Origin of the sequence: Streptomyces sp. DH12, assembly GCF_020873895.1 — a bacterium.
Taxonomy (GTDB): Bacteria; Actinomycetota; Actinomycetes; order Streptomycetales; family Streptomycetaceae; genus Streptomyces.
The window spans coordinates 1-452 of sequence record NZ_JAHWGT010001072.1 but is presented as its reverse complement, the minus strand read 5'-3'; the positions used below and the strand labels follow the sequence as shown (position 1 = coordinate 452).

Here is a 452-nt window from a genome sequence, read left to right as displayed (position 1 = left end):
GTCGACACGCCGTTCGAGAACTTCAAGACCGGCGCCTTCCTCAACTCCGGCGAGTGCGACCTGGCCGCGGCCGGCATGACCATCACCGAGGAGCGGAAGAAGAACGTCGACTTCTCCGACCCGTACTTCAACGCCACGCAGGCCGTCCTCGTCGACAGGGACAGCGGCCTCGGTTCCCTCGCCGACGTGAAGGCGAAGAACGTCAAGCTGGGCGCCCAGGCGCAGACCACCGGCGAGGACCACGTCAAGGGCGAGGGCTTCGACCCGGTCTCCTTCGAGTCCTCCGACGCCGTCCTCAACGGCCTGCGCACCGGCCAGGTCAAGGCCGTCGTCATCGACTACCCCGTCGTCCAGGGCTGGCTGAAGGACAAGGCCAACGCCGACGCCTTCGAGGTCGCCGAGCAGATCGACACGGGCGAGCAGTACGGCTTCACGGTCAAGAAGGGCAACAC

The 452-nt window shown here is 66.6% G+C and carries 1 protein-coding gene; it reads left to right on the top strand.

The genetic code is table 11. The features are described 5' to 3' along the window. The coding region (locus LPA54_RS38560; RefSeq protein WP_228985041.1) for a transporter substrate-binding domain-containing protein at nucleotides 1-452 on the top strand (452 nt) is incomplete at both ends.